This window comes from Bacteroidota bacterium (assembly GCA_016699695.1).
Classification (GTDB): domain Bacteria; phylum Bacteroidota; class Bacteroidia; order Bacteroidales; family UBA10428; genus UBA10428.
In genome coordinates this window covers 3,895,497-3,920,705 of the sequence record CP065006.1, presented here as the reverse complement: position 1 = coordinate 3,920,705, position 25,209 = coordinate 3,895,497, and the positions used below count along the sequence as shown (strand labels likewise).

The window sequence follows — 25,209 nt, the reverse complement described above, 5'->3', positions numbered from 1 at the left end:
TGACCAACACGAGAATGACACCGACCATTGCTCTCCTTTCTGTACTTGTGATTGTTGTGTTTCTCCTATTTTAAACAATTCGACTATTCATTTTACTTGTACTCCTATTACACAAAAATTAATAACAGAGTACAATAGCTCTTTAGTTTCTTCCCTTTTTGCTACCATCTGGCAACCGCCCAAATTAAGTTAATACAAATTCTCATCCGATTTAAACCTCGCATTCTTTTCATAAAAAGCATGTGTTGGAAAACTATGTATTAACCTTTTTCTAATAGATTATGATTGAACATATAATTCGTTTTTCGATAAAGAACAAGATAATTATCGGGTTATTTGCCCTTGCATTGGTTGCATGGGGTACATATTCGCTTGTTCATCTGCCCATTGATGCAGTTCCCGATATTACAAACAATCAGGTACAGGTTATCTCTCGTGCCCCATCGTTGGCAGTTCAGGAAGTTGAAAGTTTCATTACCGCACCTGTAGAGGTTTCGGTAGCCAATATCCCCGATGTGGTAGAGCTTCGCTCCATTTCACGATTGGGATTATCGGTTGTTACGGTAGTTTTTAAGGAAAATGTTGATATCTACTGGGCTCGACAACAGATTGGCGAACGGCTCAAAGAAGCCGAAGACCAGATACCGCAAGGTTTGGCAAAAATTGAAATGGCTCCTATCTCAACTGGTTTGGGCGAGATTTTTCAATACACCCTCGAAATAAAAGACGGGTTCAAAGACAAATTTACACTTATGGATTTGCGTACTTATCAGGATTGGATTGTACGCCGTCAAATGCTTGGAACGCCTGGTGTTGCTGATGTAAACAGTTATGGTGGGTTTGTAAAGCAATACGAAATTGCCGTAAACCCTGAACGCTTACGAGCAATGAACCTTTCTTTGACAGACATTTTCGAAGCCCTCGAAAACAACAATGAGAATACTGGGAGTGCTTATATTGATAAAAAACCCGAAGCATTTTTTATTCGTGGCATTGGATTGGTTAAAACCCTCGACGACATCGAAAATATTGTTGTAAAAACCATAAACGGTATTCCTGTTTTGGTGCGTGATGTAGCAACTGTCCAGTTCGGACATGCTACCCGTTACGGTGCATTAGTTTCCGATACCAGCGAGGCTGTGGGGGGTGTGGTAATGATGCTCAAAGGGGCTAACGCCAATGAAGTTATCGGACAGGTTAAGGAAAAAATCACATCTATTCAAAAGTCACTACCCGAAGGCATTGAAATAACCCCTTACCTCGACCGTACCGACTTGGTCGACCGTGCCATTGGCACAGTTACTCGCAACCTTCTCGAAGGAGCTTTGATTGTTATTTTTATTCTCGTTTTATTGCTTGGAAATTTTAGGGCAGGAATAATTGTAGCCTCAGTGATACCTCTTGCCATGCTTTTTGCAATTGGCATGATGCAACTTTTTGGCGTTTCAGGCAACCTTATGAGCCTTGGAGCTATCGACTTTGGTTTAATAGTGGACGGGGCAGTAATTATCGTCGAGAGTATTGTTCACCGTATTACCTTGAGCAAGCACCATCATACGGGCATAAAACGTCTCACACAGCCGCAAATGGATGAAGAAGTTTTCCTGGCTTCCAGTAAAATCCGTACCGCAGCAGCTTTTGGCGAAATTATTATCCTGATAGTATATTTACCAATCCTTGCATTGGTGGGTATCGAGGGTAAAATGTTCAAACCTATGGGTCAGGTAGTGAGTTTTGCCATTCTTGGAGCGTTTATATTGTCGCTCACATGGGTTCCCATGATTTCATCTTTATTCCTTAGCAAGAATACCGAACACAAACGGAATATTTCCGATAAGATTATGGATTTCATGCACAAAGCCTTTAATCCCGTTATTGCTTTTGCACTTCGCCGTAAACTGGCAATTATTGTTACTTCGGTAGTCCTATTTATTGGTAGTCTGTTCCTTTTTACCCGATTGGGAGGCGAGTTTATCCCTCAACTTGAAGAAGGCGACCTTGCAGGATTGGTTATTACTTTGCAGGGTGGTTCACCATCGAACACCGTTGAAGAAGTGAAACGTGCCAATACCATTTTGCGTGATAACTTTCCCGAAATAAAACATCTGGTTTGCAAAATCGGACCCGGAGAAATACCTACCGACCCCACTCCAATGGAAACAGGCGACTATATAATAACGCTTAAACCAAAAAGCGAATGGACAACTGCCGATACCCGTGAAGAACTGGTTGAAAAAATGGAAGAAAAACTGGCAGTGATGGCAGGGGTTAAATTCGAGTTCTCGCAACCCATACAACTTCGGTTTAACGAGTTAATGACTGGTTCACGACAGGACGTGGCAATTAAATTGTTTGGCGACAACCTCGATACGCTTGCCCTCAAAGCAGCTCAAATCGAAGAATATATACAAAATATCGAAGGAGTAACCGACATTAACGTTGAAAAAGTTACAGGTTTGGCTCAAATACAAGTCGAGTACAATCGCCCACGTATGGCACAGTATGGCGTTTCGGTTACAGAAATAAATAACATCTTAAAGGCTGCCTTTGCTGGTAGTTCCGCAGGTGTGGTTTTCGAGGAGGAAAAACGTTTCGACCTTGTAGTACGGCTCGACGAAGCCCATCGACGTGATATTTCAGACGTTAAAAACCTTAGTATTGCCTTGCCCGATGGTCGTTTAATTCCGCTCGACCAATTGGCAAGTGTTGAAATTAAAACAGGGCCGGCACAAGTGTCGCGCGAAAACACAAAACGCCGTTTAACAATCGGTTTTAACGTGCGTGGTCGTGATGTCGAAAGCGTGGTTGAAGATGCCCGTTCAAAACTCGATGCAAACCTAACATTGCCTGTTGGGTATTACACAACATTTGGCGGACAATTCGAAAACCTTATTGCAGCCCGTGAACGCTTGGCTGTTGCCGTTCCTGTAGCATTGTTGCTAATTTTCGTATTGTTGTTCTTTACTTTCCATTCGCTCAAACAAACCATTCTTATTTATACAGCAGTGCCTATGGCTGCCATTGGTGGAGTAGTTGCGCTGTGGTTAAGGGACATGAATTTCTCAATTTCTGCGGGTGTTGGGTTCATTGCGTTGTTCGGGGTTGCTGTGCTTAATGGCATTGTGTTGATTGCCGAATTTAACCGCCTCGAAAAAGAGGGTGTTTCCGACATCACCGAACGTGTATTACAAGGTTTAAAAACTCGTTTACGCCCTGTGCTAATGACTGCTGCCGTAGCATCGCTCGGGTTTCTGCCTATGGCTTTGTCAACTTCGGCGGGTGCCGAAGTTCAAAAACCTTTGGCAACTGTTGTAATAGGTGGACTTATTACATCAACGCTTCTTACCTTAGTAGTTTTGCCTGTACTTTATATCATTTTTACAAAACGTAATTTCAAACTTCCTTCTAAAAATAGAAAACTGAATACAGGCGGGTTGGCTATGATTCTTGTACTTTTGGGCACATTCTTTTTCAATAAAGCCGAAGCGCAGCAAACCAAGCAAATAACCTTGCAAAATGCCATTCAATTGGCTTTAGACAGTAATTTAGCGGTTCGTTCTGCAGCTTATTCGGTCGATGTGCAGAAAGCCCTCAAAGGTTCTTCGTGGGACATTCCAAAAACTGCTATAGATGGGCAGTATGGGCAGTTTAATTCTTATACTAAGGACAATAGCTTTACCATTTCACAATCTTTTGCTTTCCCTTCGGTTTATATCAATCAAAATAAACTGGCGAATGCAAATATAAAAAGTAGCGAATGGCAGCAAAAGTCCTCTCAACTCGAAATTGCCTCGCAAGTAAAACAGGCTTATTGGCAATTGGCTTACCTGTATTCCAAACAAAAACTTTTGAAGTATCAGGATAGTTTATATTCGGGATTTTTAAGGGCTGCCGAACTTAGGGCAAAAACAGGCGAAACAAATCGCCTTGAAATGATTACAGCACGTTCGCAAAGCCTCGAAATTAAAAACCAATTGCAGCAAACAACAGCCGATATTGAGGTTCTTATTCAGCGTTTACAAACCCTGCTGAATGTCGATTATGCTTTAATTCCTGCCGATACTGTACTTCGACGTTCGGGGTATATTACACTTTCCGATACTTTGGCAGTTTCTTCCAATCCGTCGTTGGGTTACATTCAGCAGCAGGTTGAAGTTGCACGTATCGAGAAAAATTTGGAACGCAGCCGTATGATGCCCGATTTCAGCATTGGATACTTTAGCCAAACCATGCAGGGCGTGCAGGAGATAAACGGGCTGCCCCGCACCTTTGGCACTGGCGACCGGTTTACAGGTATTCAGGCAGGCATTTCCATTCCGCTGTGGTTTGTTCCTTATACTTCTAAAACAAAGGCAGCAAAAATCAAACAGCAGGTGGCAAGCACCAACGCCGAGTATTACACCAAATCACTATCGGGTAGTTATCAGGCTCTTTTGAGTGAATACAGCAAGTTCAACAACAGTGTTGAGTTTTACGAAAAACAAGCCGTTCCCGAAGCCGATTTGATTATCGAGCAATCTACCCGCAGCTACAAAGCAGGTGCAATGGATTATCTCGATTATATCCTGTCGCTCAACCGTGCATTGTCTATCAAACAAAGCTATCTCGATGCACTCAACGGCTATAATCAAACTATTATTTCAATTGACTTTATTACAGGTAAAACATTTTAATTCTGATTTTTTATGAAAACATTAAAATATAGCATCATTCTTTTAGTAATGATTAGTGTAGCCGCTTTCACAGGCTGCAACAGCAAGAAACTTGATGAACACGGCCACGAGGCGGGAGCTCATGCCGAAAGCTCCGAAAAAGAAAGCCACGAGGGGCATAACCACGCCGAAGGCGAACATGAAGAAGAAGGCGAACACGAAGAGTTGCCCGAAGACATCGTTGAAATGAATGCAGAACAAATCAAACTGGCAGGTGTGCAACTGGGCAAAGTCGAAATGCGTCAGGTAAGCGGTGTTATCAAAGCCAACGGTATAGTTACCACTGCGCCCCAAAATTCGGCTTCTGTTAGTGTTCCATTGGGAGGGTTTGTAAAATCGTCAAGCCTTTTACCCGGCAATGCAGTTTCTAAAGGTCATACACTCGCAATCATCGAGAATACCGAGTTTGTCGATTTGCAGCAAAATTACCTCGATATAAAAAACAAGTACGAGTTTGCCGAAGCGGAATATAAACGCCACACCGAACTTTATAAGGACGATGTCTATTCCGAAAAAAACCTGCAACAAACTACCTCCGAATATCGGAGCCTCAAAGCACAATTAAAAGGCATAGGTCAAAAATTACAGGTTATTGGCGTAAACCCCGCCACACTTTCTGAAGATAATATCTCTGCAACCATTGCTCTTGTTTCGCCTATCAATGGTTATGTAAAAACGGCAAACCTCAGTATTGGTAAATATGTTTCGCCAACCGATGTGCTTTTTGAAATAGTTGGCAATGATAATTTATTGCTCGAACTCAGTTTGTTCGAAAAGGATGCAAATACCATTTCTATTGGTCAGTTTGCACATTTCACAATCAACAACGAAACACACGAGCATAAAGCAAAAATTTATCAGGTTGGCAAATCAATAAATGCTGATAAAACCTATAAAGTGTATGCAACCGTTCAGCAGCCTTGCAATAATGTGTTGCCTGGTATGTATGTATTGGCACATATCGAAAAAACCGACAAACAGGTAACTTCTGTCCCTGCCGATGCAGTGGTATCATTCGATAATAAGTATTACATATTTGCTTTTGAGAAAGATAAAGAAGAAGGCGGTAAACCATTTACCGAATACCGCTTTATCGAAATTACCAAAGGCGATACTAACGATGGCTTTACAGAAATTCTTTTACCCGCAGGTTTTGATATTCAAAACACCAAAATCGTAACCAAAGGGGCGTACAAATTACTTTCGGCTAAAAAGAACGCAGGAGAAATGACTTGCGGTTAATCTTTAATGAGTTTCAGTATGATTAATATTAAATCTATATTAAAATGTCCAAATTGTGGCTTTGAGCAGAGTATAACAATGCCTATGGATGCTTGTATGTACTACTATGAATGTAGCAATTGCAATAAAGTTATAAAGCCTAAATCGGGAGATTGCTGCGTTTTATGTTCCTATGGTACGGTAAAATGTCCTCCAATGCAAGTGCAAAACGATATAAAATAACATGGAGCACCAACATTCACACAGTCACGATATTAATTTAGGAAATGCCTTTAAAATAGGCATTTCCATAAATATCGTTTTTATTATTATTGAAGCAACCTACGGTTTTTTCTCAAACTCAATGGCATTGGTTGCGGATGCAGGGCACAACCTAAGTGATGTTCTTGCTTTAGTTTTCTCGTGGGTTGCGGTAATTCTGTCGCAACGCAAGCCAACGCTAAAATTTACCTATGGCTTCCGCCGTTCAACAATTCTCATCGCGCTGCTAAATACCATTTTGCTTTTAGCTGCTGTGGTGTTTATTATCTGGGAAACCATCGAACGACTAGGTAAACCGCTCGAAATTAACTCAAATAGTGTTATTACTGTTGCTGCCATTGGTATAGCCGTAAACGGCTTTACGGCATGGCTGTTTATGAAAGGCAAAAAGCACGATTTGAATATCCGCAGTGCCTTTATCCATTTTATTGCCGATGCCCTTGTGTCGTTGGGGGTAGTAGTAGCTGGTATAATTATGGCTTTCACCGGTATAGTTTGGGTCGATTCGTTGGTATCATTTGCAATCATTGCAGTAATCCTTTACAGCTCGTACCATTTACTTATCGATTCTGTAAACCTTGCCCTCGATGCCGTTCCCGAAAACGTGAATATCCAAGCCGTGCGAGACTACCTGAAAAGTTTGCCCGAAGTTTCCGACATACACGACCTGCATATTTGGGCATTAAGCACCACCGATGCAGCCCTTACCGTGCATTTGGCAACCAACACCCAAACCGATGTTACGTTTATCACCAACGTTCAACACCAGTTGCACCAGCAGTTTGATATTGAACACGCTACCATACAGGTTGAATATGGCAAAGCCGATTGCGAAACAAATTGTAATTTTTAATTTGCACTTCCCCATGATTAAAAGCACATATATTATCAGCAAAATGGATTGCCCTTCAGAGGAGAGATTAATTCGTATGAAACTGGATGGCATTTCCGCCATTCATGATTTGCAGTTTAATATAACCGAAAGAACGTTGATAATCGTACATTCCGAAAACAACGAGATTGAACGCAAATTAAAAAGCCTTGATTTGGGTTCCGAACTTAAAGAACAATCTGTAATTGATTGGCAATCGGCTAAGAACAAAAACGATGTACAATCAAAACTTTTATGGGCTGTTCTGGTCATCAATTTCGGATTTTTCCTAATCGAGATTGTTGCGGGATTATTTTCAGGCTCAATGGGCTTGGTTGCCGATTCGCTTGATATGCTTGCCGATGCTTTTGTTTACGGACTTAGTCTTTGGGCTGTTGGCAGTTTGGTTCATCGTAAACAAAAAGTGGCCGCTTGGAGCGGTTATTTACAGCTATTATTGGCATTAATTGGTTTGGTTGAGGTTGTAAGAAGGTTTATTGGTACGGATACCTTTCCCGACTATCGCACCATGGTTGCTGTTTCAGTTTTTGCCATGCTTGCCAATGCAATTTGCTTGTACTTGCTACAAAAATCTAATAGCAACGAAGCACACATGAAAGCAAGCATGATTTTCACTTCCAACGACATAATAATCAATGGAGGGGTTATAATTGCAGGCCTTTTGGTTTTGTTCACAAACTCAAAATACCCCGACCTTGTAATCGGTTCATTAGTATTTCTTATTGTTTTCAGGGGAGCTATCCGCATTTTAAAACTAAGTAAAAATTAATTAGTTATGTTCGAAAAAATATATATCCTATCGTTTTTGGTTGTGTACTTCCTCGTCGTGTTTGTTATCCCGTCAGTTCGGGTAAAACGCAAAACAGGCATTAATCCATATGTGTTTAAAAATACCGATTCGGCACACGACTTTTTGGGCAAGGTATCAGCACCCATAACATCATTAATCTTTATTGTGGCATTGGTAAACCTCGTTCATCCCGCAGGTTTGCAATATTTCGCACCCTTTGCGTGGCTCGAAATATCAATACTCAAATATGCAGGTTTTGCACTCATTCACCTTGCTTTGTTATGGATAATCATTGCACAGGTGCAAATGAGCAACTCATGGCGTGTTGGTATCGACCATTCGGCTAAAACCGAACTCAAAACCAACGGATTGTTTTCTATCTCCCGAAACCCAGTGTTTTTGGGTATGCTCTTAACATTGGCAGGGATATTCCTCATAATACCCAATGCCATTACCTTATTGGTTTTCGTTGCGTCAACCCTGCTTTTTCAGGTACAAGTAAGGCTCGAAGAAGAATACCTGAGAAGTGTACACGGCGAAAACTATTTACATTACTGCCAAAAAACTGGCAGGTGGTTTTAATATCTAAAATTTTGAAAAGTGAAAACACATATAAAAATCACAGCAATAGTAATGCTGTTAAGCCTTACAGGGCAAATTTTCGCACAACGCCAAAAGGAAATAAAAAACAGCGAAGTCGAGGGCTTGTATCTTACTCCTTCCGATTTCCAAACCGGAAAACTTACCTTTCCTACCGATAAACAGCACAAAGGAGATAAAATCAAACTCAAACAATTCTTTATCTCGCCCGATATTATCAGCATAGAGCAGGACAAAGAAACCGTTTTTTACAAGGATAGTATTTTTGCCATCCGTTTAACCAATGGCGAAAATTACCGCTTTATAAACCGCACCCCTTGTTTAATTGCCGATACTTCATATTTGTACATTTATACTTTCAAAACCACCAAAACCGAATACAAACAATCGGGCAGAAGTCGCAGGTCTAAGGAAGTTCCAATCACCTATTTTTATTTCAGTACAAGAAATCAAAATGCGGTATTCATGCTTACCTTGGCCAACCTTCGTAAATATGCCCTTACCGATACCTTTGTACACAAAACCGTTTGCGACAAATACACAACCGATGAGATGTTGTCTGAAATTAATCCGAAAACGGGTCACTTTACATTAAACGAAACAATTCTTTCAGTAATAAAAAAATGAATATGCTTTTTAGTATTAATTCCAAAATTTTAAAATTATGAAGACAAAATTATTATCACTCGCTATTGTTGGCTTAGCATTAATAAGTTCAACATTTGGACAATCTAACGAAGCTCTTTCAAATAAAAGTGGCTTATATCTGTCAGCTAACGATTTTTCTACAGGCAAGCTCACCTACGAAATAAACTGCCTTACCGAAAAACATAAAATAAGCACCTCCGATTTTTTCGGCTCAAAAACAGTAAAGGTTACCCATCGTGATAGTACCATTAAATTATCTAAATCGGAAATTTGGGGATTTCGCTTGTGCGATGGTAAGGAATACAGGGTATTTCAGGATAAAGAATATGAAATTATCGACAAAGGGCCAATTACAGTTTATCGGATTATAGAAAAATCAACCACAAGCCCTAAATCCAATCAGTCTGTTTCAAAAACAAGTTATTTCTTTAGCGAAGCCGCCAGTAACCCTTTGAAAGAATTAACACTCAAAAATATTGAAACATCATTTGCAAGCAATAAAAAGTTTCATGATTTAATTGATTTACATTTCAAATCAGATGCCGATTTGTTAATTTTCGATGATTATTATAAAATGCTTCGTTTAAATCATATTTATACCGAAAGCCTTAAATAAGTTACTAAAAATAGCCATCGTTTGGCTAAGCATGGTCAAACGATGGTTGTAAAGTTTTATAAGATGAATAAGACAACCTTCAATATTTCAAAAATGGATTGTTCTTCGGAAGAACAATTAATCAGGTTAAAACTCCAGGGTGTAGGTTCAATAAAATCATTGCATTTCGATATACCCAACAGGAAACTCGAAGTATTTCATTCTGGGGATAACGATGTTATTTTTCAAACTATTGACAGTTTGAAGCTCGATACAAAAATCATAGCAAAAGAAGCGTTGCCGGATGATTTTTTAATTTCAGAAGAAAGGGACGAGAAAAACTATTTTTTTGGGTATTTGGTATTAATTTTTCTTTTTTCGTTATCGAACTCATTGCAGGCCTGTTGGCCAACTCAATGGGTCTTGTTGCAGATAGCCTCGATATGTTGGCCGATGCACTTGTTTTTGGTATCAGTTTGTTTGTAGTTGGCAAAGCGCTCTCAAAGAAAAAAGTTGTTGCTAAAATAAGCGGTTATTTACAGCTTACGCTTGCAATTGCCGGGTTATTTGAGGTTATTAGAAGATTTTTAGGGTACGAACATATACCTGATTATAAAACCATGATAATTGTTGCATCTTTTACATTTATCGGAAATGCTCTAAGCCTCTATTTATTGCAAAAAGCTAAAACCAAAGATGAAGTACATATAAAAGCCGGAAAGATATTTCTTGCCAATGATGTACTTATCAGTATAGGCGTAATTATAGCAGGTATTTTAGTATTATTATTATCTTCCAAACTTCCCGATTTAATTGTAGGCTCACTTGTCTTTGTTATAGTAGCCCGGGGGGCTTTCAGGATTTTACAGCTCGCTAAATAAATTGACAATATTTTTAAACATCTAAATTCTAAAACTATGGAATACTATTTTAGCAAATTACTTAATACTTCATTTGATGAAGCAATTAAGTTAACCAATGAAGCTCTAAAAACCGAAGGGTTTGGCGTTATTACTGAAATAAACATGCACGAAAAGTTAAAAGAAAAACTTAATGTTGATTTTAAGCGATATACCATATTAGGCGCATGTAACCCACCATTTGCATTAAAGGCTTTACAGGCTGAGGATAAAATAGGAACCATGTTACCCTGCAATGTGCTTGTTATTGAACAAAGTCAGGATAAAATTGAAATAGCCGCCGTTAACCCGATTGCCTCAATGCAAGCCATTACCAACCCTGCGTTGGGAGACGTTGCCCAACAGGTTACCGCTAAACTTAAAAAGGTAATTGATACACTTTAATTGGCTCAGGATAATTTTTTCATACAAATAACCTTTGTAGATACAATAAAAGATTGCCCCGCATGTTTGCGGGGCAATCTTTGCTTAATTCTTTTCTAGTTCAATATTCAAGTTTGTAGTTTCACCATTTGCAACGGTTATTGTTACTTCCTGTTTTTTGTAACCAATTTTTTCAATTATTACACGATATGTATTTTCTGGCAATGTAGCACGGAATTTACCTTTATCGGCACTCTTTTTAACTATCGGCTTTGCAGTTTCGTTTGTAGCAGCAGCTTTCATCATTCCATTGGTTTCAGCAACAAAAGTAAACGACACCCCTTTCAGTGGTTCACCGCTTCCTGCAAGGTTAACACTGCCTAAAACAGAAGTAGCACCCCCACCTGTTGGGATAATAATTCGGGCAGTTTTATATTGACTGTAAAATTCGGGTTTCGAAGTTTTAAACAGTTCAATATCCAAATCCAAACGCTTAACTAAAAGTTCATCAGCTTCTTTAAACAGTTTGGTAAGGTTTTCAGTAGCCGTTTTAGTTTGCGATTTAGCAGCCTTTGGTTTGGCAAGTGTAGCCGAATAAGCAGTAATAGCAGCCTGTAATTCAGTTATCATAGCAGCAGTAACGCCATAAGTCACAATAGCAGCAGCATTGGCATTAGACTTGGCAAGCACCGTATTGCAAATACCTACAACATCGGTATCTCTCGATTTTTTCAAATCCGAAGCCGTATATTTTATACTTTCAAGCAATTCTGGATTATTTACAACATTCGCATACGACTGTAAACGATTAATCATGAATAGCGTTTTTTCAGTCATGCTGTTACGTTTCGCCGTTTTATCGGTGGTTATACCCGTTGTTTCAAGGGTTTGGGCATCCCTGTTTTGTTCAATCAACGGAATTTTAGCAACCCAAAGATTGTACGTTGCTGCAAATACAGCGTTTGTCGTCCAGGTGGTCTGATACTTTTCGCAAGTATTCTTTACCACGTAGTACATACTAAATTTGTCTTCTTGATTAATGTTCATTACGGTAAGATTTAAGAGTTAATATTAAGAGATTAAGGAAAAACTAACACTAATACTGAATTTCGCACATGGTACATTGATTTTCCTCCACTCCATACCTCTTTTCTTACCAACAATATTGACTCTCTACACAACAACCGAGGATTTCTTCGACCTGTTATTGGATTTCCATGTATAAAATCCGATTTTCACGATGCAAATTATGAATTTATTTTACATAAACTAACATTTCGACATAAAAATTATGATTTTCAACAAATTAAATACATATTTCTCAACAACAATAACGTTTTTCACTCGACCAATCATTGAATTCTTTACGACAATCGCATATTTCTTTACAACAACCATTCATTTCCCTGTTTTGACAGTTTATTACCATTTTGATAATTCACAAAACCCCGAAACAAAAGACAAAAACAAACAGCATACGTTCAAGCCGACCCGCCCATCCCTTCGCTGTCAGGCACATTTGCAAGCCCCCACGAGCCGTCGCTCCATCCAAAGGCTTACAAAAGAGCCTGTCAGCCCGTCCCACGCCAACGCACCAAGAAACGGCAGCACTTCGATTGAAAAGTTTGCGTATATTTGACAAAAAAATGACAAAAAACAAAAAAGGCCAGTTGCTAACACATGGTATAGTGCATGCGGGTTTCAGTGGTTTGCGAGCGTTTGTGGCTCGTAAAAAAGTCGGTGTAAACTGACAAGAAATCGCTTCGTAATCCCGCACGACACCATACCATCAAACGTTAGGTTTCATTGCAAGAGAACTCTACAAATAAAATTTTACTAAATGAATGCCATTAAAATTATTAATTGTACAGATAAATCCATTCCTTTTAATGCGAGAGAATATTTGAATTTTATTAGAAAATCTAATGATTTTTGGTGGAATGAAAACTATGAAAAATGTGAGTGGATTTTTCGTGGTCAATGGAACAGTAATTGGAATTTAAAACCATCTGCTTGGAGAGAGCCAAATACTACATTAGACCCATTAATAAAGAAAATTGATGATTCACAAGATTACCAAGACCAAGACATTAATGAATTTGAAAAAAAATTCATGTTACAAACGCAAGCGGAAATTAAGGCTGTGGCTGATTTCACAAATTTGGCAAGGATTTTAGGTTTTAAAATACCGGAAAAGAATTTTCATACGCCATTGAAAGCTTCCCCTAATTAGTAGCATTTAAAATTAAACTTTTTAAATTAATGTTTATGTCCTGTTGAAATGTGGGAAACTTTGTTGGGCCTTGTGGGCGGTGAAGTTTTCCATATTTCAATAGGAATGATACCGGAGTGTGGTACATCAGCGAACTATGGGGTCGCTCATTATTGTAAGACCATAGCCATGCATTTGAGATTAGTTGTGCCTGTCGGATGTTTTCAAATAGGTAACTATCCAGAACTTCTTCACGATAGCTTCTGTTGAATCGCTCTACATAACCATTTCTATGCGGTTTTCCTTTGGGAATAAACTTGAGTTTTATATTCTTATCGTTTGCCCAGTCTTCCATAGCCTGGGCGATAAATTCCGGCCCATTATCAACCCTTATGTGTTCGGGTTTGCCTCTCCAGTCGATTAATCGTTCCAGTTCCCTGATTACCCGCAGACTTGTAATACTTGTACCTAAGGTGATAGTCAAAGCTTCCCGGTTAAAATCATCGATTACATTAAATGTCCTGAATTTAACTCCGTTATTAAGCACATCATGCATAAAATCCATGCTCCAGGTTAAGTTAGGTAATAGCGGCTGTAACAAGGACTCCTGCGGGCGCAATGGCAGCCTTCTTTTACATTTTCTTCTCAAGTTAAGCTTCATCTCGGTATAAACCCGATAAACTCTTTTATGGTTCCAGAAATGATTTAATTGCCGCAGGTGATAGTGCATCATCCAAAATCCCCACCGGCGATGAACCTCTGCTAGTTCTGCCAGCTTGTCCTTAATTTCCTGATCATTCCCCGCAATGGGTTGATAATAATATACACTCTGGTATATATTAAATAGCACACAGGCCTGCCGAATGCTCAACGTGTGCCTTTGTTGAGCATAGGTTACCAATTCCCGTTTCTCTGCAGGCCTTAGAGCTTTTTTCAATTACATCTTTTAAAACCGTGATATGCAACGCCTGTTCAGCTACAATCTTCTTGTATTGCGAAAGTTCTCGTTCCAGTTCCTTAAGTCTTTTCAACTGGGTTACCTCCATCCCTGAATACTTTGATTTCCACTGATAAAAAGTTGGTTGGCTTATACCATGCTCCCGGCAGATATCCGAAACACTCTTGCCTTGGTCCTGCTCTTTCAGAATCTTGATGATTTGACTCTCTGTAAATTTTGTTGTTTTCATTCTACCAAAGTTAACGATTAAACTATATTTTTAATCGCTACTGTTTTGGGGGAAGCTTTCACCATCATATTCTGATAAAGTTCAACATTCTTCTGATTTTTTTCTTAAAGACCATTTTCCTCTTGCTCAACATCATGGAATCCCAACTAGACTTTTAGATTGGACTACTGACCCTGTATTTGCAGCATATTTTGCAGTCGGCAGAGAATATAGGAATGAAGAAGAATTTGAAAACATATGTATTTGGGCTTTTAATAAAAAAAGATATTCAGAAGTTTGGAGTACAAATGAAAATAAACTGTTTGCTATAAATACCTTTTTTGATTTTAATCATGGAAATGAATACATAAAATCTCAAAAAGGAGTTTTTACAAGAATTGATGGAAAAATAAAAGATTTCTATTTAAAATATCATGAATTTCCAAGTTTGGATAAAACCATTGACATTGAAACAAAAGAAATTGAATTAGAAAATCCGATTCTTTATAAAATAGAATTAGCAAAGAGTGAAGCTGATAATTTATTAGTTTTGCTTGAAAAGGAAGATATTAATCAGGCACAATTAATGCCAAATCTTGATAAGATAAGTGAAACTCTAATTGCAAGATGGAAACATCTGTAGAAGCAACGAAAACCTAACACATGGTCAGCGAGCATGCGGGTTTCCGAGGTTTGCGGGCGTTTGGGGCTCGTAAAAAAGACAGGTAGTAAACTGATAAGAAACAGCTTCGAAATCCCGCACGACTCGCTACCATAAAACGTTACAGCCAAGTGTCACCTGCCAATTTTAAGGTCATTTTACTGATAGTGCATCTAAGTTAGCTCCGGTTTGATAACACATTTTGCATGCCCCAGTCCCACCCCTTCATTTAATTGGAGCGCTATTGTAACGGATTGCAAAGTGTCACAAAACTTGGGTAAAGTTCAAAAACCAGTTCCAAAACCATGAGTAAGCTTTGGCTCTTTTGGCAATAAAGCCTTTTGTCTGCTGAATAATAACCATTTACTCAGCCTCTGAGCCAATGGTTTGGCTAATGGTTTTTGAAACAACTTTTCCGCCACTTTGCTTTGCACCCTGACAAGTCCTGCAGCTATTAAATGCCCGGCAGATAGATGAGATAGCAATTAAATCCGGTTCCGGGGGCAAAATGATGTTCCAAACCTTGTGCGCCCATATAGGTTTGCGCTTTTAACACGCCGCCACCAGGCTATAACAGCCAATATAAGCAAGCTGGGGGTTGCAGAAATAGAAAAGTTTGTATATTTAATCCGCGGTATCGCTGGTTTTTTGGGTTGGCGGTTTTAAGCCCAGCCTGCTCATATTGGCGTACCGTTATGCACAATTTTAAGACAAAAACGCAATTTCAATAATATAACAATAATTATATGGCAACAACTGTAATTGGAGCATTTAATGACTTTTTGAATAATTCTGTTAATCTTGATCCTGATCAAACTAAAAAGGCACGTGGTAGTCGAGACTGGCTAGTTGGTCAAATAGGTTCATTCCCAAGCAAAGACGAAAAGTTTCCAGATATTTATACTGAAAAAAATATTTTCTATGGTTCACTTACAAGAAGGACGAAGAAAAGGCCATTAGATGATATTGATATGATGATTTGTTTAAAAGCTAATGGTTGTACTTATTCTGAGTATTTTGATAGAATCGAAATGATAGTTCCTGAAACTGCATCAAGATTTTTAGAATACAGGAATGATGGAACAGCAATTTTAAACTCCAGAAAAATAATTAATGCTTTTGTCCTTAAGTTAGTTGATATCCCTCAGTATAGAAGCGCAGATATTAAAAGGAATTTAGAAGCTGCTACGTTGAACTTGAACTCTTACGATTGGGTGTTTGACATTGTTCCATGCTTTTTTACCACACCAGAATTAGATGGAAGAACTTACTATATAATTCCTGATGGTAAAGGTAATTGGAAGAAAACTGACCCTAGAATTGATCGTGACAGATTATCCGCTCTCAATACCTCGCATGATGGGAATATTTTAAATGTAATAAGGTCTGTGAAATATTGGAACAAACGAGCGACAATGCCTACAATGAGCTCATATTTGTTAGAAAATATGATTATTGAATACTATATCGGTAGAACGACAAAGGCTTCAAAATATGCGGATATTGAACTTGTCAATGTTTTCTTAGATTTGCATACACGAGTCTACAATACAATCAATGATCCAAAAGGAATCCAAGGTAATATCAATAATTTGTCGCATGAGGATAAAGTTAAAATATCAGAAAAGGCATATAATGATTACGTAACTGCTTTTAATGCACGAGAAATGGAAAAGCGTAATGATATGAGAGGTTCAATCAACAAATGGAGAGAAATATTTGGAAATGAATTCCCTAAATACGAAGAATAATGAGTAACAATATCTTAACAAAAGAGAACGAAAGTTCAAACATAGAAAAGTTATCGGCACAGAGAGAAATCTATTCTCTAGCTAAACGACTTTTCTATTTACAAATATTCATTACTGTTATTAGTCTTGTCTTATTATCATTTGCCCAAATGATCTTTAGTAAGGTAGATTTTACGTTAGTAATTGCTACAGTAAGTTTGTTTGCTGTAATTGTGGATAATCTTTTGGAAAAACATATTAGTGGATTGAAAGAAAAAGCTGCAAAAATTCAAGAGTTTTTTGATACTTATGTATTGGATATTGCTTGGAATAGCATTCTATGTCTAGACAAACCTGAATACAACGAAATATTCAAGTATCATACAATACATAAATCAAAAAAGGATTTATCTAAACTAATAAATTGGTACGAACCTGCAATTGCGACCGTTTCAGAAAAAACAGGAAAGATAATCTGTCAAAAGACAAATTGTAACTACGATTCAAGCATAAGGAAAAAATATGGCAATTTCATTTTAACAATCGGAGTTACAACTATACTCATGATATTGGTTTTTACTATATTCTCTGACATAACACTTCGTAAAGTATTATTAACTGTAATTTTCCCTGCTGTTCCAATAATTCAATGGACACATAAAAATATGTTGACTAATAATGATTCAATCAAAAACCTTGAGCAATTAAATAGTCTAATAAATGCGACTTGGAATGATTTGGTTGCAGGCAATACAGTGAGCGATGAAGCCATAAGACAAATACAAGATGGGATCTATCTTAACAGAAAAGGAAGTCCACTTATTCCTGACTTTGTCTATGACAAACTTCGTGACAAATTAGAAATGCAGACTTACTATTCTGTCGGCCAACTTGTAAATGAAATAAACAGACAATAAAAAACTGTGCATAACAAACGCTATAGCAAATGCGGGTTTGCGTGTTCGTTGAAACATTTGAAATCTTTATATACATTTGTGCTGGCAGACAGTTGAGCAGCAATCTATTCCCGCACTTGCCATAGCGTCAGCCGTTAGCGCCAAGCCTAAAAAAAGACCAGCGACCATGATAACGGATGAAAATGAAAGAAAAAGAGAAAGACCCAGCGCACAAAGCAAAAGTTTGGCAGCCCTTCCCTGCAAGCCTCGCTTCGCTGCCAAACACTTGCTTTCTTCCCACCGCACCCGCTTCGTTGATAGGTTCGTGCTAAACTGATAAGTTGATAAAATGACAAATAATAATTTAAACGTCATGTTCTGGCGTAGTCGATTAATATTTTTGAAATCAAAACAGGATAGCCGAAACCTGATAATAGTAGGCAATTTTTAAAAAACATAATTATGGCAAAAGTTTTATGTAAGTATTGCGGCTCAAGTGCCTCTACAATTTCAAGTTTAACAGCAAACACATGTCCAAGACACCCACTTGGCTCACATAAGGGTAAACATGCACTATATGAAGGTGCTGAAAAATCTCAATATGAATGTAAATATTGTGGTTCAAAAGCTTCATCTATTTCCAGTTTAACAGCCAATACCTGCCCACGTCATCCAAACGGTTCGCATAAAGGTAAACATGAACCTGCTATGTAGTTTATGATAAACTCATTTACAGCAATTGATTTTGAAACGGCTCAAGGCTACCGTTGGAGTATTTGCCAAGTCGGTTTGATTAGAGTTGAGAATGGGGAGATTGTTAAGCAAATCAATTTGCTTGTGCAACCTCCCCATAATTATTATTGGGATAGGTTTATTGATATTCATGGGATTACTCCAGAGGATACCGAAAACGCCCCAACATTTGATATTGTTTGGCCTCAAATAGAACCATACATAACGGGGCAACATGTTGTTGCCCATAATGGATTCTCTTTCGATTTTCATTGTATAAAACAAACACTTGAATACTATAATTTGTGTGTTCCCGAGTACGATAAACATTGTACATATCGGATTTATGGAGCTAATCTTGCTTCGCTTTGCGAAGAATATTGTATAGAACTTAATCATCACGATGCTTTGTCTGATGCTTTGGCATGTGCAAAGCTATTTTTGCAGCATATAAAGAACAATTAACAAACTTCTTAAAGATGGATAGAGAATCAATTATTCGTAAATTGTTTGTCGATACAGACGTTCAATTCGCAATACCACCTTACCAAAGAGCCTATTCTTGGGAAAAGGATAAGCAAATCAAACAGTTTATTACAGATTTAAAAGAACAAAACCCGAAAAAGAAATATTTTTTTGGTCATTTCCTGTTTGAAAAGGACGAGTTTAATGAAAATAAATATTGGGTTATAGATGGTCAGCAGCGATTGACAAGTATAGTTATATTCTTTAGCAGCCTGATTAAATGTTTAGAGGATAGGGAAAAACTTAGAGAAAAGATAATTGATAGTAATAACGATAAAGTAGAGCTTTGGCGTGTTCGGGAGGTTTATCTCTGTATTGGTAAAAAACGCAAATTCAAAACAGTAGATTACGACGATAATTATTTTGAGAACTTAATAATAAACGCTAATCAGGAAATCGTAGCCGACACAGATTCCAAAAAGAAAATTCACGATGCTTGGGAATATTTCAATGAGATTTTTCAAAAAGAGCCGACATCCGAATTGTTGAGATGGAAAAAAACAGTTGAAGAAGCAGTAGTTACAACATTTGAGGTGTCAGACAAGGTACAGGCAACTCAAATATTTGCATTTCAAAATGACCGAGGTAAAGATTTAACCAATCTTGAAAAGCTAAAAGCTTTTCTGATGTATCAAATCTATCTCAATGCAGCCGAAATAAACCCTATTGATGCAATTAAATTTGTTGAAAATGAATTTGCCGATATTTATAAACAAACTGAACGGATTGAAAAGCTTGATGAAGACCAGGTATTAAACCATTACAGCACAGGGTTTCTGAAAGGTTGGGAAAATCCGGTTGATAATATTAAAAAGAGTTGTCCAATGCGTCTGATAAGGAGCAATGGATTAAAGACTTTTGTACAAGTCTGAAAAATACATTTATCAATGTTGAAATCATTGAAAAACGAGCCAATGATAACAGTTATATTGGCGATGTTTTAATACTCGATGCCTACAACAGTTGGCCTTTACTATTAAAGATATTCCACTATCATAATAAAATCGCTGACCCTTCAAATATTGAAAAATACGAGGATTTGTTTCATTTAATGGAAATTACTCTTTTCAAAATGGTTTATAGCTACGGCGATTATCGGACAAACGATTTTCATTCTTATGCTAAACATTATACTGGCAATTCCGAAGATTTAAAGAGTAAACTTGTTGCTTCTTCAAATTCAGGGTTCAAATGGTACTGGCAATTTGACCAGAATTTTATGGCATACTTAAAAGGTAAAAACCATTATAATTCTACAACTCGCTATTTGCTTTGGAAATACGAAAACCATTTAAGGAACAAACATAAAGTTGTTCCTATGAAAGCCAGCGAATACCTGAATAAAATTGGTTCTAAAAAATGGGATAATACAATTGAACATATTACCCCACAGAACCCAGAATACACGACCTATTCAGAGGAGTTTAAAAACGACTTTTTAAATAATTTGGGCAATTTGGTTTTAATGACTTTAGGGAAAAACGCCCAGCTTAATAATGACAGCCCTGTTGATAAAGCAGACGGATTTCAGAACTCCACGTTGCTATCTCAAAAAGTTGTAGGGGATATTATTAAGTTAAAAGGTCAATGGACTGAATCCGAAATACAGGAACGACACAATGAGATTTTGAATTTTGCCATAAACAATTGGAAAATTAATTTGTAAGCACATTGAATTATTTTTCAGCGTCATGTTCTGTCATTGCCTCGGTCTAAATTTGTACTATAAATTAAAATATAGACAAATGAATACCGATTTATTTCAAGACAAATTCATACAATCGCTTCAATTGCGAAAGAATTACGATTTGTTTGGCAGTGATATTACAGAAGATTTACACTGGGGTAAATTATTTATCCATCTTTTTGGCGAATATTTTTCAAGATATAGAATCAGGCACGCTGTCAATAACGAAGAATTGATAAAATGCCTGATTCAAAAATATAATGTTGATTCAAAACATATATTGAGAATTGATAGGACTCTTGAAGAAGATTCTTATAAAATCAATTATGAACGTTCCGAAGTATTGCTAATACTCAAGGATGGTTTGTTTTTTGGAATAATTGACGATTGCATAGATATTATTTATGGTTCCGCTGTTTCAGAAGCAGAACGGCATGAGATTATTAAAATAGTCGATAGTTTTAAGGTAGCGCAAACGGTGGCAAGAAAATTTCACATGGTTCAGTATTCGAAAGGTTCTTTTGACCTTGCTGATTTTGATGTTAAACCTTTTGATATAGACATTCAAACGCATTATAACAACGACTTTATTGGCATCCATGATTTAATATTCGATTCTTTAAAAACAAAAATAAAAAACGGTCTTGTATTGCTTCATGGCAAGTATGGTTCGGGCAAAACGTATTATTTGCGTCATTTAATCAGTCAGATTGAGCGAAAATTTATCTATTTCCCTTTAAATATGATTGAGGCTTTAAACTCACCTGAGTTTTTGCCGTTTATTTCTGACCAGCCTAATTCCGTTTTAATATTAGAAGATTGTGAGAGCCTTCTTGTTCCTCGTGAAAATGGACATAATAATGCCTCTGCATTATCAAATCTGTTAAATCTTGGTGATGGTTTGCTTTCTGATGCTTTGTCGGTCAATGTAATTTGTACCTTCAATGCAGGGATTAAGAAAATTGATGATGCTATTTTGCGTAAAGGAAGATTACTTGCCCGCTACGAGTTTAAAGAACTCGAAATTAATAAGGCTCAGGCTTTAGCTTATAAAATCGGGAAGGATGTAATTATAGACAAGCCAATGACTGTTTCCGATATTTACAATATTGAGGAGCAAAGTTTCGAAAATGTACCTGTTAAATCAGTTGGCTTTACGGTTGCTTAAATATTTAACGACTTAATTATTCAAACAATGTCAAAACGAGATTACATAATTAGGTTCTTATTGATAATCAAAAAGCTTAGAAATTCTAAGTTTGCAACCTTTAATGAGATAAACGACTATATCGAAAGGGAATTTGATATAATGGATTCCCCGAAAAACATTTCATTGCGGACATTTCAGCGTGATTTAAACGAAATCCGCTCCATTTTCAATATTGATATTCATTGTAATAATTTAAACCAGTATTATATTGAGGAAGATGAGCATTCTGGTTTTAATAACAGAATGATGGAGGCTTTCGACATATTTAATTCATTAAGCACAGGGCAACAATTAACTCCTTTTGTCCTTTTGGAAAAACGTTGTTCTTTAGGTACAGAGCATATTTACGGATTACTTCATGCAATAAAAAACCGTTTGGTTGTTCGAATGGATTATCAAAAATTTTACGAAACAAACCAAACGACAAGAGAGGTTGAGCCATACGCTTTGAAGGAATTTAAAGGACGTTGGTATTTACTTTGCAAAGATTTTAAGGATAACTATACAAAAACATTCGCCCTTGACAGGATTCACGGGCTTGAAATAACAAAAAAGAAATATAATTATCCAGCCAATTTAAACCCCAATGATTATTTTGAAAATTGCTATGGTATTATCACTTCCGATGATTCCGACCCTGAAGAAATAGTGTTATCATTTGAGCCATTTCAAGGGAAATACATTAAATCTTATCCGTTGCATGAATCTCAAAAGATTCTTATTGACAATGAAACCGAATTGAGAATAAGCCTTTATTTATATGAAACCCACGATTTATTAATGGAACTGCTATCTTACGGGGCAAACTTACAAGTTATCCAACCCAAAAGTCTGATTGATAAAATGACAGGTGTTGTTAAGGATATGTACAAAATTTACAATACTGAGAAAAATAAAACATGATATAAAAACAAAACCCCGCTTCGCGGGGCTTGTTTTGCTATGCTTTATCGAGTTTTATATCTAAAACACTCATTTCTCCATCACTTACATTCACAGTTACAATTTGCTCTTTATAACCCGGTTTGGTAATAGTAACCTGATATGTACCTTCTGCAAGCGTTTTTATCATAAAACCACCTTTATCGGCAGTTTTCTTGGTTAAATCGCTATTGCCATTGGCAGCTTTAAGTTTTGAAGTTGTTCCGTTTGTCGAAAATTTCAATGTAACCGATTTTAAAGGTTCGCCACTATTCGCATCGGTAACAATACCTTTTACAGAAACACTGCCACCGCCAGTTAAAACAAGTTTACGGGCAGCCTTGTAACCATTATAAAAATTAACTTGAGTCAAACGAATAATTTCAACAGCCGTATCAATATTTTCCAAAGCGGTATCGGCAGTTTTAAAGAGCGCAGCAAGCTGCGTGGTAGATTGTTTTTCTCAGTAATCCCCAATCTTGGTTTAGGAATAGCAGTATTAAAAGCATTAATAGCATTTAATAAAGCTGTTTGGGTGGCAGCAGTAATGCCATAAGTGGCTAACGAAGCAACAATAGGCTGGGCACGGTCATAAATTCCCTGTGCAGCATCTTTCAAATTGGTATCTGCACGGCGTTTCAGGTCGCTTTCACTATAATTTATTTCGCTCAATAAGGTTTGATTGCTTGTAAACTTGGCATAAGCAGTAAGTTTTCGGGAGCTATCCGCAGCAAGTGTAACAAGGGTTTGTTTTAACTGACTTTTACTTCCTGCAATACCAGTTTTATCAAAGTTTTGCAGTTCTCCGCTTGCCTGAATTTGAGTAATCGCATTTTGAAAAGCGGTCTGATTTGTTGCGAAATTAGGCAGTGGGGTCAGGATTGTTGCATTGGCGGTCATATAATCACGAACGACCAAATACATGCTAAGTTTGCTTTCTTGATAATTGTTCATACTTTTTAATTTTTGAAGGGTTAAACAATATGGATTAAGTATTGTAAAAAATGAACTATCAAAATAACGCTGAGCAAGTTATAAAAATTATGCAATACCATCAAAATTATTTTGCATGTCATTTAATCGGCCATGTTTACCATTGAAATCGCTATGATTTTAATTAAAACTCGTATGATTGCCATTAATCGCCTTATGATTATTATCAATCGTGTTATGATTACCATTAAAACACAGTTTATCATCATCAATCGCTCTATGATAACTATTAAAATCCATTCGAGGAGCATTAAAATGTCTTCGCTTTAAATCAAATACCTTTCGCTGTGGATTAAAACCCTTTCGCTCTCCGTTGATACCTTTGCGATAAGGATTAAAATATAAAGAAGGATAGTTCAGTGGCACGCCAACGCTCCCTTCCCTTCGCTGTAAGGCACATTTGCAGCCCCCTCAGACCGACCCTGCAATCCAAAGGCTGCAAAAGAGCCTTCCAGCCCGTCCCGCCCCAACGCACCGTGAAAGGGTAGTGCTTCGATTGAAAAGATTGATTATATTTGACTGATAATAAGACAAAAAATAAAAAAGGCCAGGCGCTAACACGCGGTCATACGCCATAGGGGGTTTAGTGGTAAGGCAAGCGGTGTCACTCGCATCAAAGTTCGTAACGGGTGATAGGTTCGCAGCTCCGAAATCCCCTACGGCGCATACCGCCAAACGTTGGGCGCAACCTTGAAAAAACGAAAACTTGACCTACAATGAATTTTTCTAAAAAAATTTCGGATTTAATTTACATCGATAGATACAAGTTTGGACCTCTTGTTTTATTTCCTATGCTTGGATTAATGCTAATTGGATTCTCTTTTTATAAAATAGAAATTTTAATTGCAGATTTGAAAGACTTATCAATGATTGAAAATAGGATATATGATACAAGAATTGAAAGAAATAATTTTGCAATTAAACTTAATGACAATAAGAGTGAATTTTTTACTGACCACACAGAACTTGAAAATTTTTTAAAACCTGGAGAATTCATAAAGATTTATTATAAAAAAAGAATATTCTTCCCCAAACACTTAATAATATACCAAATTGAGGCGAATGGCAAAATTTTGATTGCATTTGAAATGAAAAAGAAAGAATCTTTGACTATTATGATAATATGTTTCGTTTTAGGATTTTCATTTTTGGGAATTAATTATTTTTATAGAAAACGAGTAAATAAATAAAAGGCAGCGCCCAACACGTGGTATAAAAAACTGCCGAGAGTTGCGCAATTTTCAGGTTCATCACCCGCATCAACACTCGTTTAGCTTGATAAATCATTCGCCCGCAATCGGCAGCTTCTCATACCACCACCGTTACAGCCAAGTGTCACCTGCCAATTTTAAGGTCATTTTACTGATAGTGCATCTAAGTTAGCTCCGGTTTGATAACACATTTTGCATGCCCCAGTCCCACCCCTTCATTTAATTGGAGCGCTATTGTAACG

23 protein-coding genes and 2 pseudogenes are annotated in these 25,209 nt (G+C 37.4%); 21 read left to right on the top strand and 4 right to left on the bottom strand.

Annotation, left to right across the window (positions count from 1 at the left end):
- The first annotated feature begins 281 nt into the window (after positions 1-281).
- From IPM71_16405 to IPM71_16365, 9 genes and pseudogenes are all read left to right on the top strand, one after another.
- Positions 282-4,673: a CusA/CzcA family heavy metal efflux RND transporter gene (locus IPM71_16405; GenBank protein ID QQS51114.1), complete on the top strand. Its 4,392-nt coding sequence runs from the start codon at positions 282-284 to the stop codon at positions 4,671-4,673.
- Between the two features lie 12 nt (positions 4,674-4,685).
- The gene (locus tag IPM71_16400; GenBank protein ID QQS51113.1) at positions 4,686-5,954 is read left to right on the top strand and encodes an efflux RND transporter periplasmic adaptor subunit; all 1,269 of its coding nucleotides are present in this window, start codon (positions 4,686-4,688) and stop codon (positions 5,952-5,954) included.
- A 223-nt stretch (positions 5,955-6,177) separates the two neighbouring features.
- Positions 6,178-7,068: a cation transporter gene (locus IPM71_16395; GenBank protein QQS51112.1), complete on the top strand. Its 891-nt coding sequence runs from the start codon at positions 6,178-6,180 to the stop codon at positions 7,066-7,068.
- Between the two features lie 13 nt (positions 7,069-7,081).
- Positions 7,082-7,876 carry a cation transporter gene (locus tag IPM71_16390; GenBank protein QQS51111.1) on the top strand — a complete coding sequence of 265 codons (795 nt, stop codon included), beginning with the start codon at positions 7,082-7,084 and terminating at the stop codon, positions 7,874-7,876.
- A gap of 6 nt (positions 7,877-7,882) precedes the next feature.
- A complete protein-coding gene (locus IPM71_16385; GenBank protein ID QQS51110.1) occupies positions 7,883-8,479 on the top strand; it encodes an isoprenylcysteine carboxylmethyltransferase family protein in 597 nt (198 codons plus the stop codon).
- Between the two features lie 18 nt (positions 8,480-8,497).
- A complete protein-coding gene (locus IPM71_16380; GenBank protein ID QQS51109.1) occupies positions 8,498-9,124 on the top strand; it encodes a hypothetical protein in 627 nt (208 codons plus the stop codon).
- A gap of 37 nt (positions 9,125-9,161) precedes the next feature.
- Positions 9,162-9,761 carry a hypothetical protein gene (locus tag IPM71_16375; GenBank protein ID QQS51108.1) on the top strand — a complete coding sequence of 200 codons (600 nt, stop codon included), beginning with the start codon at positions 9,162-9,164 and terminating at the stop codon, positions 9,759-9,761.
- Positions 9,762-9,824: 63 nt separating this feature from the next.
- Positions 9,825-10,621: pseudogene (locus IPM71_16370) on the top strand (cation transporter).
- 36 nt (positions 10,622-10,657) lie between these two features.
- A complete protein-coding gene (locus IPM71_16365; protein QQS51107.1) occupies positions 10,658-11,044 on the top strand; it encodes a DUF302 domain-containing protein in 387 nt (128 codons plus the stop codon).
- Positions 11,045-11,128: 84 nt separating this feature from the next.
- On the opposite strand, the gene IPM71_16360 is transcribed toward IPM71_16365, so the two are convergent.
- Complete coding sequence (locus tag IPM71_16360; protein QQS51106.1) at positions 11,129-12,070, bottom strand: carboxypeptidase regulatory-like domain-containing protein; 942 nt, start codon at positions 12,068-12,070, stop codon at positions 11,129-11,131.
- A 244-nt stretch (positions 12,071-12,314) separates the two neighbouring features.
- On the opposite strand from IPM71_16360, the gene IPM71_16355 reads away from it, so the two are divergent.
- Complete coding sequence (locus IPM71_16355) at positions 12,315-12,662, top strand: hypothetical protein (GenBank protein ID QQS51105.1); 348 nt, start codon at positions 12,315-12,317, stop codon at positions 12,660-12,662.
- Between the two features lie 201 nt (positions 12,663-12,863).
- A complete protein-coding gene (locus tag IPM71_16350; protein ID QQS51104.1) occupies positions 12,864-13,256 on the top strand; it encodes a hypothetical protein in 393 nt (130 codons plus the stop codon).
- Between the two features lie 94 nt (positions 13,257-13,350).
- Here IPM71_16350 and IPM71_16345 read toward each other — a convergent pair.
- A pseudogene (locus IPM71_16345) lies at positions 13,351-14,422 on the bottom strand (IS3 family transposase).
- Positions 14,423-14,462: 40 nt separating this feature from the next.
- Between IPM71_16345 and IPM71_16340 the strand changes: the two are divergent.
- The 9 genes from IPM71_16340 to IPM71_16300 all read left to right on the top strand — a co-directional run bounded on the left by IPM71_16340 (position 14,463) and on the right by IPM71_16300 (position 22,745).
- On the top strand, positions 14,463-15,044 hold the full coding sequence (locus tag IPM71_16340; protein ID QQS52881.1) for an FRG domain-containing protein: 582 nt from the start codon (positions 14,463-14,465) through the stop codon (positions 15,042-15,044).
- 764 nt (positions 15,045-15,808) lie between these two features.
- On the top strand, positions 15,809-16,813 hold the full coding sequence (locus tag IPM71_16335; GenBank protein ID QQS51103.1) for a nucleotidyltransferase: 1,005 nt from the start codon (positions 15,809-15,811) through the stop codon (positions 16,811-16,813).
- A complete protein-coding gene (locus tag IPM71_16330) occupies positions 16,813-17,709 on the top strand; it encodes a hypothetical protein (protein QQS51102.1) in 897 nt (298 codons plus the stop codon). The genes IPM71_16335 and IPM71_16330 overlap by 1 nt, the downstream gene beginning before the upstream one ends.
- Before the next feature lie 441 nt (positions 17,710-18,150).
- Entirely contained in the window at positions 18,151-18,402 is a 252-nt protein-coding gene (locus tag IPM71_16325; GenBank protein QQS51101.1) for a hypothetical protein, read from the top strand.
- A 6-nt stretch (positions 18,403-18,408) separates the two neighbouring features.
- Positions 18,409-18,885: a 3'-5' exonuclease gene (locus tag IPM71_16320; protein QQS52880.1), complete on the top strand. Its 477-nt coding sequence runs from the start codon at positions 18,409-18,411 to the stop codon at positions 18,883-18,885.
- A 14-nt stretch (positions 18,886-18,899) separates the two neighbouring features.
- A complete protein-coding gene (locus tag IPM71_16315; protein QQS51100.1) occupies positions 18,900-19,817 on the top strand; it encodes a DUF262 domain-containing protein in 918 nt (305 codons plus the stop codon).
- Positions 19,763-20,611 (top strand): HNH endonuclease, encoded by an 849-nt coding sequence (locus tag IPM71_16310; protein ID QQS51099.1) that lies wholly within the window; start codon positions 19,763-19,765, stop codon positions 20,609-20,611. Before IPM71_16315 ends, IPM71_16310 begins: the two co-directional genes overlap by 55 nt.
- Before the next feature lie 79 nt (positions 20,612-20,690).
- Positions 20,691-21,800 carry an AAA family ATPase gene (locus tag IPM71_16305; GenBank protein ID QQS51098.1) on the top strand — a complete coding sequence of 370 codons (1,110 nt, stop codon included), beginning with the start codon at positions 20,691-20,693 and terminating at the stop codon, positions 21,798-21,800.
- Positions 21,801-21,827: 27 nt separating this feature from the next.
- On the top strand, positions 21,828-22,745 hold the full coding sequence (locus tag IPM71_16300; protein ID QQS51097.1) for a WYL domain-containing protein: 918 nt from the start codon (positions 21,828-21,830) through the stop codon (positions 22,743-22,745).
- A gap of 37 nt (positions 22,746-22,782) precedes the next feature.
- Here the strand turns inward: IPM71_16300 and IPM71_16295 are convergent, their stop codons facing one another.
- Together IPM71_16295 and IPM71_16290 are read right to left on the bottom strand one after the other, a co-directional pair.
- The gene (locus IPM71_16295; protein ID QQS51096.1) at positions 22,783-23,172 is read right to left on the bottom strand and encodes a carboxypeptidase regulatory-like domain-containing protein; all 390 of its coding nucleotides are present in this window, start codon (positions 23,170-23,172) and stop codon (positions 22,783-22,785) included.
- Positions 23,133-23,717, bottom strand: coding sequence for a hypothetical protein (locus tag IPM71_16290; GenBank protein QQS51095.1), 585 nt, complete (start codon positions 23,715-23,717; stop codon positions 23,133-23,135). Before IPM71_16290 ends, IPM71_16295 begins: the two co-directional genes overlap by 40 nt.
- A 755-nt stretch (positions 23,718-24,472) precedes the next feature.
- Here IPM71_16290 and IPM71_16285 point away from each other — a divergent pair.
- Positions 24,473-24,946 carry a hypothetical protein gene (locus IPM71_16285; protein QQS51094.1) on the top strand — a complete coding sequence of 158 codons (474 nt, stop codon included), beginning with the start codon at positions 24,473-24,475 and terminating at the stop codon, positions 24,944-24,946.
- Positions 24,947-25,209: the final 263 nt, after the last annotated feature.